This is a genomic window from Aliivibrio fischeri ATCC 7744 = JCM 18803 = DSM 507 (assembly GCF_023983475.1).
Classification (GTDB): domain Bacteria; phylum Pseudomonadota; class Gammaproteobacteria; order Enterobacterales; family Vibrionaceae; genus Aliivibrio; species Aliivibrio fischeri.
Genome location: NZ_CP092713.1, coordinates 114,059 through 123,864 on the forward strand (window position 1 = coordinate 114,059; position 9,806 = coordinate 123,864).

General features: G+C 38.3%; 8 protein-coding genes. 5 read left to right on the forward strand and 3 right to left on the reverse strand.

From position 1 onward, the window contains the following. Positions 1-77: 77 nt before the first annotated feature. A complete protein-coding gene (locus AVFI_RS14190; RefSeq protein ID WP_199414946.1) occupies positions 78-1,400 on the forward strand; it encodes an IS4 family transposase in 1,323 nt (440 codons plus the stop codon). A 31-nt stretch (positions 1,401-1,431) separates the two neighbouring features. On the opposite strand, the gene AVFI_RS14195 is transcribed toward AVFI_RS14190, so the two are convergent. Continuing rightward, a complete protein-coding gene (locus AVFI_RS14195; protein ID WP_054775677.1) occupies positions 1,432-2,421 on the reverse strand; it encodes an esterase/lipase family protein in 990 nt (329 codons plus the stop codon). A 480-nt stretch (positions 2,422-2,901) separates the two neighbouring features. Here AVFI_RS14195 and AVFI_RS14200 point away from each other — a divergent pair, with 480 nt between their 5' ends. Next, a complete protein-coding gene (locus AVFI_RS14200) occupies positions 2,902-3,996 on the forward strand; it encodes a YdcF family protein (protein WP_155674139.1) in 1,095 nt (364 codons plus the stop codon). A 78-nt stretch (positions 3,997-4,074) separates the two neighbouring features. Here the strand turns inward: AVFI_RS14200 and AVFI_RS14205 are convergent, their stop codons facing one another. Further along, a complete protein-coding gene (locus AVFI_RS14205; protein ID WP_054775678.1) occupies positions 4,075-4,632 on the reverse strand; it encodes a ferredoxin-type protein NapF in 558 nt (185 codons plus the stop codon). Beyond that, positions 4,632-5,216, reverse strand: coding sequence for a Tat proofreading chaperone DmsD (dmsD, locus tag AVFI_RS14210; protein ID WP_054775679.1), 585 nt, complete (start codon positions 5,214-5,216; stop codon positions 4,632-4,634). The genes AVFI_RS14205 and dmsD overlap by 1 nt, the downstream gene beginning before the upstream one ends. Positions 5,217-5,551: 335 nt before the next feature. On the opposite strand from dmsD, the gene AVFI_RS14215 reads away from it, so the two are divergent. From AVFI_RS14215 to AVFI_RS14225, 3 genes are read left to right on the forward strand one after another with little or no spacing between them, the layout of a single operon-like run. Further along, positions 5,552-7,990 (forward strand): DmsA/YnfE/YnfF family dimethyl sulfoxide reductase, encoded by a 2,439-nt coding sequence (locus AVFI_RS14215; RefSeq protein WP_188863595.1) that lies wholly within the window; start codon positions 5,552-5,554, stop codon positions 7,988-7,990. Positions 7,991-8,000: 10 nt separating this feature from the next. Then, a complete protein-coding gene (locus AVFI_RS14220; protein WP_005421848.1) occupies positions 8,001-8,615 on the forward strand; it encodes a DMSO/selenate family reductase complex B subunit in 615 nt (204 codons plus the stop codon). A gap of 1 nt (position 8,616) precedes the next feature. Continuing rightward, positions 8,617-9,462 (forward strand): dimethyl sulfoxide reductase anchor subunit family protein, encoded by an 846-nt coding sequence (locus tag AVFI_RS14225; protein ID WP_069582567.1) that lies wholly within the window; start codon positions 8,617-8,619, stop codon positions 9,460-9,462. Positions 9,463-9,806: the final 344 nt, after the last annotated feature.

Here is a 9,806-nt window from a genome sequence, read left to right on the forward strand (position 1 = left end):
CCGATCGTTTAAGGGACTTGAACGATCCTTTGCAGCCTTCATAATCGGTCTTAAATTTATTTTAAGGCCGATTTTTTATGTCTGAGTTTTCTCGTGAATTACAATTAACTGCAGAATTTCACCTTCCTGAATCTATGGATTCATTTCGGAAAAATATTCCTATTGAGTGGATTTCAGAAGCCGTTAACCAAACTGGTCGCGCCGCTATCAGAAAGCGCAGATTTCCTGCTGAACAAGCTGTTTGGTTAGTGCTTGGAATTGGCTTAATGCGTAACCGCTCCATTAGCGATGTTTGTGATAAATTAGAATTAGCCTTCCCTGATGCTAAAGGGGAGCTCCCTCCCTTGGCCACAAGTAGTATCGTAAAAGCTAGACAGCGTATTGGTTATGAACCATTACGTTACCTATTTCATACCACTGCGAGTAAATGGGAGACAGAAGAATCGCCTGATTTAGTTTGTGGACTTAAACTCATGAGCGTTGACGGGACTCAATTTAAAACCCCTGAAACTAAGGATAACCAAAAGCTAGGCTACGCGACAGGTAAGGCTACATTTCCTTCAGTTCTTGCTGTTACCCTCATGTCTACACGCACCCACCTTATTTCAGATGCTGCTTTTGGACCAATAACCAATAGTGAAATATCTTATGCACAACAATTAGTTGGCTCCGCTCCAAATAATTCATTAACTCTTTTTGACCGTGGTTTTATGTCCGCTGAACTTTTTGAATCATGGCGTAATGCAGGAAAAAATACTCATTGGTTAACTCCAATAAAAAGTAAATTTAGGTACGACGTTTTAGAAGAGTTTTCAGACTACGATAAACTGATTAAAATGCCAGTTTCGCCTGATGCAAAACAGAAATATCCTCACCTCGGAGATAGCTGGCAAGCTCGTTTAGTTTTAATACCTGAGCCGAAAGGAGAGATCAAAGGGTTTATTACTTCATTAGAGTGTCCTGTGACTTATCCATTGAAAGATATTGTTGAAATTTACTGGGAACGATGGGAAATAGAACAAGGTTATGGTGAATTAAAACAAGGTCAACTTAACAATCAAGCAGTGCTTAGAAGCTTGAAAATAGAAGGAATATATCAAGAGTTATGGGGGATTTTGATTTCTTATAACCTCGTTCGTCTAGAAATGAAAAGAATGGCCGATTTTCATAAAATGGAACCATTAAGAATAAGCTTTATTAATGCGTTAAGGCTAATCCAAGATGAGTTCCTGTGGTGTTCAGGGCGAACACCAGGAACAGTGCCCAAGAAGCTGAAAAATCTACGAGAAAGCGGAAAGCGTCTAATCCTGCCAAAGAAAAGAAAGCGAAAACCATTTCCGCGACAAGTGCTTTATAAAGCACCGCGCTACCCTTATAAAAAAAGAGCCACTAGCTGTTAAGCGAGCGGCATTAGCCTCCATCGGCTGGTTTTTATAGATTTGATTCTTGTGGTGTTGAATAAAGAAGTTGAAGTAAACGCGCTTGTTCTTGCTGATTGATATCCGATTTATCCACCAATACTTTTTGCTGTTTTAATATATTAATTAAATCTGTTGGTACTGACTCACCATTTCCAACAATCTCAACATGACCTGCTTTTACGGTTACTAAATCCGTATTCACACCATCATCAACTTGATTATTTGATTGTTCATTAACGCTGAAAACGTAATCGTCCTCAATACACTCTCCTTTGTCATTTTCCTTACGACACGAATTACGCTCATCGGTTTTGACGACTAAATGCTGAGAGACAGATGCAACAAGTTCACCTGGTTGCTCAATAAAATCAGCATTAGGTGGGATCTGTTGATATTTTTCTCCCGTCACGGCATAACAAATCAAATCGACAATACCTAACGAGAGAATACGTAGTGGCGTTATTCCACAATGCGATGAAATTTCAATACCATTAAAGGGAGACGAGACAGTTGTTAATTGCACTTTCTTAGCCGTGACCGTTTGTTGGTCTTCTCTTTCTGAAGTTAATGCACGTCGAGCAACTAATCCTCCTTGGCTATGACCAATGACATGCAGATCTTGATTCGGGTTTTGAGTTGATAGTTGATTTAAAGCCGTTACTAGCTCACCTGAGGTTTCTTCTAAACTCTTTCTATCATCATATTCAAAACAAATGGCTTGTTGGTCATATAATCCATATACATCAGCCAAAGTCTGAAAACGTCCAGCAGACGAAAAGCACCCATGAACAATAATTGTTAAGGGTTCATCTGGATTTAAGTGAATTGAATCATTACCTTCATTATTACAATGTTTTAAACCAGCAATTTGTAATGTTTGTTTTGTATGAGCAACCTCAGAAGGACCTACATTCTGCTTGATGTCTGAAGATGATGCACATCCTTGCATACCTAAAAACACACTCATAACGGCATATAGAAAAAAATCCTTTTGTTTCATTAAGCCCACCTACTCATTGAATATACACACAATGATAGAGTATTTTTTAGCCTATTATTACTGTAATACGTAGATTCTTTAGGCATGTATTTGAGCCTTGTGAAGTTTATCGAATTTCTTTTTGATCTTTTAAGCAATGACTCTAAACAGAACAAGTGGTAAATATGAAGAAAGAGCGCATTTTAATTATCAATAAAAGGCTTGCTTTAATAGGCGTTGTTATTATGACTTTAGTTTTTTCCTATTTTCAAGAGGGCGAGAAGGACACTATAGCACAACCAAAAGCACCTTCATCTTGCTCACAAGAAAAGTAACTTTTATCACATACTTAACCATTCCAGCCCTATTTTCTTGTGTGACATTAGTTCACACTATTAGGATTCTCTTCAATCCAATAAAACCAAATACGATTGCGCTCACAATACTCTTTATTTTCAAGTAATAGGATTAAACTACGTTTACCCTTTGGAATAAAAAATAATGAAACGCACCCTACTTACCCTTTCTCTTGCTGTTATTTTCTCTGGCTCACTGTACTCAACAAACGTTGCTGCTGCTTTAGATACCGTTCAACCACAAGTTGACTATACAGAGATGACCTCTCAACGTCAGGTTGTGGATCAGCTTTTAAATGATGCTTATCAGGTATTTAAGAACCCTTCACGTATTTCACATGCAGGGTTTACGGCGAAGATGCCAAGCAACATGGAGATGATAACTAATCGCCTTCTTGAAGCTTACCAACTTGAACCTTATCGAGTTGACCTACTTTTTTCTGCTGCTAATGCTCAGATCTATAACAGCAATGTTGATCGCGCAATCGAACTCTTTACTCAAATTTTAAGCGTGGCTCCAGATGATGTAGACGCACATTCTTATCTTGTAATCTGGCAAAACTTCAAAGGGAATAAAAGCGAAGTTACGCGTCACTTAACGGCATTAGAGCAACTTAATAAAGGCCGTGTTGCAGATCTGAAGAAGATAATGTCAACCATTGACCGAATCGTGGAAACACCATTGAGTAATACCATCAAAAAACAAGGTAAAGGCAAAAATGCCATTATTACTTTAGGCTATGCTCTGAACCCAGATGGTAGTATGAACCCAATCTTGATTGATCGCTTAAACGCAACATTGGATATGGCGAAGAAAAACCCTAACTCATACATTGTTGTAACGGGAGGCGTTCCTAAAAACCACAAAACCGAAGGCAAACTTATGGCTGATTGGTTGGTGAAAAACGGCATTGATGCATCACGTATCATTGAAGATAATTACGCAAGAAGCACTGTTGAAAATGCCTTATACAGTAGCTATGCATTAGCTCGACATAATATCGATCATGCCACTATCATCAGTTCTGCAAGTCACGTTCGTCGTGGACAAGCATTATTTGAAGTTGCAAGTTGGCAAACAGGCCCTAAAGGGATCACATTTGATACTTACTCTGCCAATGATCGCCCACTTGAAGAGCTAAAAGTGCCTACAGATAAAGAACTATTAGGTATCTACCGAGATGCATTACGCGTTTATGGTATGTGGAGTTACCGCTCTTACCCATTAGAACAGCGTTAATACGCTGGTTATGTTCTCTCATAATAATAAAAAAGGTGACATTCAATCGTCACCTTTTTTAATACATTTAAATACAAACTAGCTTGGAACAACAAAAGTCATTTGTACTGCACCAATAAAGCATGCAGAACGACATAAACCACAGCCATTACATAAAGAGGCATCCACTTGTGGCAACTTTCTAGGTTCTATGATTATCGCTTTCTGCGGACAGGCATCAGCACACACTTCACACCCTCCAGAAAGTTTATTATTACAACTTGAAATAAACTCAGGTTGTAAATTGATAACACCTAACTCTTTACCTAGAGCGCCTGAATCACATACCAACTGGCACTCTTCACAAAAAGTACAGTGATTGTAATCAAGATTCAATTGAGGACGAGCATCCACCATCTCTATTACATGTTGAGGACATGCAGTAGCGCACTGTTCACAATCTTGGCAAAGCTCTCTGAATAGCCCCTCTTCGATAGCATAAGGAGACCTTGCGACTATTGGTTTAATTGTATTTTGAGATGACTCTTTTAACGATTTATTTGCACCAGACAATAGCCCACGAAATAAACCACGTCGGCTTACTGTTTTATGCTCTAAATAAGAACGATAATAGTTTTCATCTCTTTTATCTTTCATTAAAAATACAACTTATATTCATGTGGTGTAATATTAAGTTCTTTTTGTAATGCAGTTAACCAACCAACAGTAATATCCGATAATGTTTTATATACATCAGTTTTACTGTGTTTTTTAACTAACTCTAAATAATGATATGACCAAGGCAATAAATGCTCTGAAAGTAGCTCTGAAATAACACTTTCATCTTTTTCTTGATCGATCATCATAGCCATTGCTAATAAAGAAAGCCCAAACTGATCTTCTGGCTCCCTCATTCCTGTGTTTAACTCAATATTATGGCTAAGTAAAAACTGGCGGAAACGTAAAGTTGAATCACCAAATATAACTTGTTCTCTATCTAGGTATACTGAACCCCAAGGTGGTGCAGGCATAACATCACCCCCTTCAAACAAACGCTGAAAATCATCTGCAACAAGTTCATTATCTGTCGATTCATACGCTCGGATAAAATCTGAAAACTCAGTATCATCCAAATCTTCACTTTGCTTAATATAATTTATGTATTGAGTATTATTCTCATTATTTAGTGGATAATAAAAAAGACTACCAAATAATTTTGCCGCAGCACTTATGTTTTCCATTAATATTCTTATATAAAAATTTAACCATTGATTTAAATCTTACTATAAGTGTTAAGGTTTTTTTTGTTCTCGCTCAACTAAATTCACTATTAATATATTCAATATTTAGCAAAGTTATTCTTCCTATGAAACAACATTCCCAAAATCGATACATTTAAGCTTATTAATAGTCATATTTATAACTCAGTCTCTTTTGCTTGATCAAAAACAATGTTTATTTATATATAAAAATTAAATTATGTGAATAACTACCCATAGAGAGGTAGTGATCGTAATGATAATAATTTCCATCGGAACATATCAATCCCAAGATATAACTTAGAGAATGTCGATACATGAAATTAAAACAATTGCTAACCCCAAAAATAAGCCGTCGCAGTTTTGTAAAAGGCGGGTCTATATTGGGTGGAATCACAGCTATTACTAGTGGTATAGCGCTTCCTTTTGCTTCTCGCTCTGCTTCTGCTGCACCACAACCTGCAACGGCTGAAGATAAAGTCGTTTGGAGTGCATGTACTGTTAACTGTGGCAGCCGCTGCCCATTACGTATGCATGTGTCTAATGGTGAAATTAAGTGGGTCGAAACTGACAATACTGGTGATGATGAATATGGAAATCACCAAGTAAGAGCTTGTTTACGTGGCCGCTCAATGCGCCGCCGAGTTTATAATCCTGACCGTTTAAAATACCCAATGAAGCGCATTGGTGCTCGTGGTGAAGGTAAATTTAAACGTATTAGCTGGGATGAAGCTTTTACAGAAATTGCAGACAACATTAACCGTATTAAAAAAGAATATGGTAACGAAGCAATTTACCTAAACTACGGAACAGGTACTCTAGGTGGTACTGTTACTAAGTCTTGGCCTCCAGGTGGCAGCTTGATTGCTCGCTTAATGAATTTGAATGGTGGCTATCTTAACCATTATGGTGACTACTCAACGGCACAAATTGCTGAAGGTTTAAACCATACTTACGGTGGTTTTGCAGCTAATAACTCACCATCAGATTTAGAAAATACCAAACTAATCGTTCAATTTGGTAATAACCCAGCTGAAACTCGCATGTCCGGTGGCGGTGTTATCCATCATTTCATGGAAGGTAAGGCAAAATCTAACGCTCGCATGATCGTTATCGACCCACGCTATACTGATACCGCAGGTGGCCGTGAAGATCAGTGGATCCCTATTCGTCCAGGTACAGATACTGCTTTCATTGCAGCGATGGCTCACGTCATGATCAAAGAAAACTTAGTTGATCAAGCTTTCCTTGATAAATATTGTGTTGGTTACGATGAAAAAACACTTCCAGCATCAGCGCCTGCAAATAGTGATTATAAGTCTTATATTTTAGGTCTTGGTGGTGATAATACTGAAAAGACACCAAAATGGGCGTCAACGATTACTGGTATTCCTGAAGACATTATCATTAAAACTGCTCGTGAAATCGGTTCAACAAAACCGTGTGCAATTATCCAAGGCTGGGGCTTACAACGTACCGCTAATGGTGAAATTGCTTCTCGTGCAATCTCTATGCTAGCACTTCTAACAGGTAATGTTGGTATTAACGGTGGTGGTACTGGTGCTCGTGAAGGTAGCTCTAGCATTCCATTTGTTCGCTTCCCAACGCTTAGTAACCCAGTGGAAGCCTCTATTCCGATGTTCTTATGGACAGATGCAATCGTTCGTGGCCCTGAAATGACAGCAACGAAAGATGGTATCCGAGGAAAAGAAAAACTGGATGTGCCAATCAAGTTCATCTGGAACTACGCTGGTAACTGTATTATCAACCAACATGCAGATATCAACCGTACACATACTATCTTACAAGATGACAGCGCCTGTGAAATGATCGTGGTTATTGATAACCACATGACATCATCTGCAAAATACGCGGATATCGTTCTACCGGATCTAACCACCTCTGAGCAATCTGATTTCTGTATGGATGCGTCAGCAGGTAACATGCCTTACTTTATCTTTGCTTCTCAAGCGATCAAACCTCAATTTGAAGCGAGAAGTATTTATGATATTTGTACCGGCCTTGCTGATAAATTAGGTGTGAAAGAAGCATTTACTGAAGGTCGAGATCAAGAAGGTTGGCTACGTCACCTCTACCAATTAACACGAGCTCAAGATCCAAGCTTGCCTGAATTTGATGCTATGCGTGAACAAGGTATTTATAAGCGTAAAGTTGACGAACATTTCGTTGCTTATAAAGAGTTCCGTAAAGATCCTGAAGCCAACCCGCTAAAAACACCAACAGGAAAAATCGAAATTTATTCTGAAAAACTGGCTGAATTAGCAAGTACATGGACACTAAAAGAAGACGAGGTTATTCACCCTCTTCCAATTTATGTACCTAACTTTGAAGGCTATGAAGAATCAAAAACGGGTAATTACCCACTTCAATTAACCGGCTTCCACTATAAAGCTCGTGCTCACTCAACCTATGGGAATGTAAGCATCCTAAAAGATGCAGCACCTCAAGAGATGTGGATTAACCCAATGGATGCTCAGCAACGTGGCATTAATAATGGTGATTTAATCCGTATCTTTAATGATCGTGGTGAAGTTCATATCGCAGCAAAAGTGACCCCTCGTATGATGCCGGGTGTAGTTGCTCTTGGCGAAGGTGGTTGGTATGCCCCTGATGGTCAAAGAGTTGATCACGGTGGTTGTATTAACGTACTAACAACTCAACGTCCAAGTCCGTTAGCAAAAGGTAATCCGCAACATACGAACTTAGTAGATGTGCAACTGGTTAAGAAGGCATAAGGGTTAAATAATGAAACAATACGGTTTTTATATTGATTCAAGTAAGTGTACTGGTTGTAAAACATGCCAACTTTCTTGTAAAGATAACAAAGACTTGGATGTCGGTGTTAATTTTCGTCGTATATATGAATATGCCGGTGGTGATTGGCTAAAAGAAGGCGAAATTTATCGCCAAAGTGTGTACTCATACTATCTATCTATTGCGTGTAACCATTGTGATGAACCTGCTTGTACTAAAGTATGTCCGTCAGGTGCAATGCATAAACGAGAAGATGGATTCGTTGTTGTCGACGAGGAAGTTTGTATCGGTTGTAAATATTGTACGATGGCCTGCCCATATGGTGCACCTCAGTACAATGAAGAAAAAGGTCACATGACAAAATGTGATGGTTGCTATGAACGTGTAGGCCAAGGGTTAGAACCGATTTGTGTGGGTTCTTGTCCATTACGAGCTCTTGAATTTGGTCCAATTGCAGAGTTACGTGAAAAATACGGAACAAATGCAGATGTGGCTCCGTTGCCTTCATCATTAATTACAAAACCAAACATTGTGATTAAGCCAAACCGTAACGCTCGTCCAACAGATGATCAAACGGGTCATCTAGCAAACCCTAAGGAGGTATAACATGGCTTGGCATGAATGGCCGTTGATTTTATTCACGGTACTCTCTCAAACTGCTGTCGGTGCCTTTTTAGTATTAGGTTGCGTGACGTTAAGTGGTAAATTATCACAAGATGAAGATGTACGATTACATCGTAATATGTTCTTTATCTGGGTATTAATGGGACTAGGATTAATCGCATCAACAATGCACTTAGGTAGTCCACTTAGAGCATTTAATGCGCTTAATCGTGTTGGTAGCTCTTGGTTATCAAATGAGATCTTTGCTTCTAGCTTATTTTTTGCCGCAGGTGGCTTTTACTGGCTGTTAAAAGTGGTGAATAAAGGCTCTGATGCATTGAAAAAAGGCTTATTGCTCATCTCTATGGTTATCGGGATTGGTTTTATGTATGCCATGATCAAGGTGTATTTAATTAATACCGTACCAACATGGAACAGCATTTACACACCAATAATGTTCCTATTAACCATGGCTATATCTGGTCTAGCATTTGCTCACACGTTATTGGTCGCGACTAATCATAAACACGCAGAGTTAAATAATGCTTTACCAGTATTTGCATCAATTGCTCTTGCTATTAGTTTAATTGCAACGGTTAGCCAATTGATTGGGTTGAGCCATATCAGTTCTGCAATCATTGTTGCATCTGACATCATACCTAACATGGCAACACTTCAAGTTTTACGCCTTGGCTTATTATTTGTTGGTTTTGTTCTGATGTTTTCGCCACGTTTGATGTCAAGCCAACCAAAGCTTCCAGTAATATTATTAAGCTTTGTTTGTATTCTCGTGTCTGAACTTATCAACCGAGGCGTGTTTTATGGATTACATATGTCAGTAGGCATGTAATTTAAACACCATATATCGGCTACTTTTAGGCAATAATGTTTCATGCATTATTGCCTTTTTTACATCTACTTCTTATCAAATACGAATACTAAAATAACCACTTATATTTTCGATTAAAGTGTTCAACCTCTCCCTTTTCACTCCACAGTTCACTTATCCATTGACAGTTTTAAAAATACGAGTATTTTCGGTAAAAATTATAATTTGAACCTCGTCGCAATAACTTTGATGAATGCTCATGAGTTTTTACATAAAAAAACAACATAGATAATGCATTGTTCACTTTAATGCTTCTTATTTTACTTCTATTAAAAACTTTTATCCGTAAACTACCCAACCTTCAT

Coding starts and splice junctions, on each gene's coding strand:
- AVFI_RS14200 (WP_155674139.1), top strand. CDS start 2,902: ATGAAACGCACCCTACTTACCCTTTCTCTTGCTGTTATTTTCTCTGGC.
- AVFI_RS14205 (WP_054775678.1), bottom strand. CDS start 4,632: ATGAAAGATAAAAGAGATGAAAACTATTATCGTTCTTATTTAGAGCAT.
- AVFI_RS14220 (WP_005421848.1), top strand. CDS start 8,001: ATGAAACAATACGGTTTTTATATTGATTCAAGTAAGTGTACTGGTTGT.
- AVFI_RS14190 (WP_199414946.1), top strand. CDS start 78: ATGTCTGAGTTTTCTCGTGAATTACAATTAACTGCAGAATTTCACCTT.
- dmsD (WP_054775679.1), bottom strand. CDS start 5,216: ATGGAAAACATAAGTGCTGCGGCAAAATTATTTGGTAGTCTTTTTTAT.
- AVFI_RS14215 (WP_188863595.1), top strand. CDS start 5,552: ATGAAATTAAAACAATTGCTAACCCCAAAAATAAGCCGTCGCAGTTTT.
- AVFI_RS14195 (WP_054775677.1), bottom strand. CDS start 2,421: ATGAAACAAAAGGATTTTTTTCTATATGCCGTTATGAGTGTGTTTTTA.
- AVFI_RS14225 (WP_069582567.1), top strand. CDS start 8,617: ATGGCTTGGCATGAATGGCCGTTGATTTTATTCACGGTACTCTCTCAA.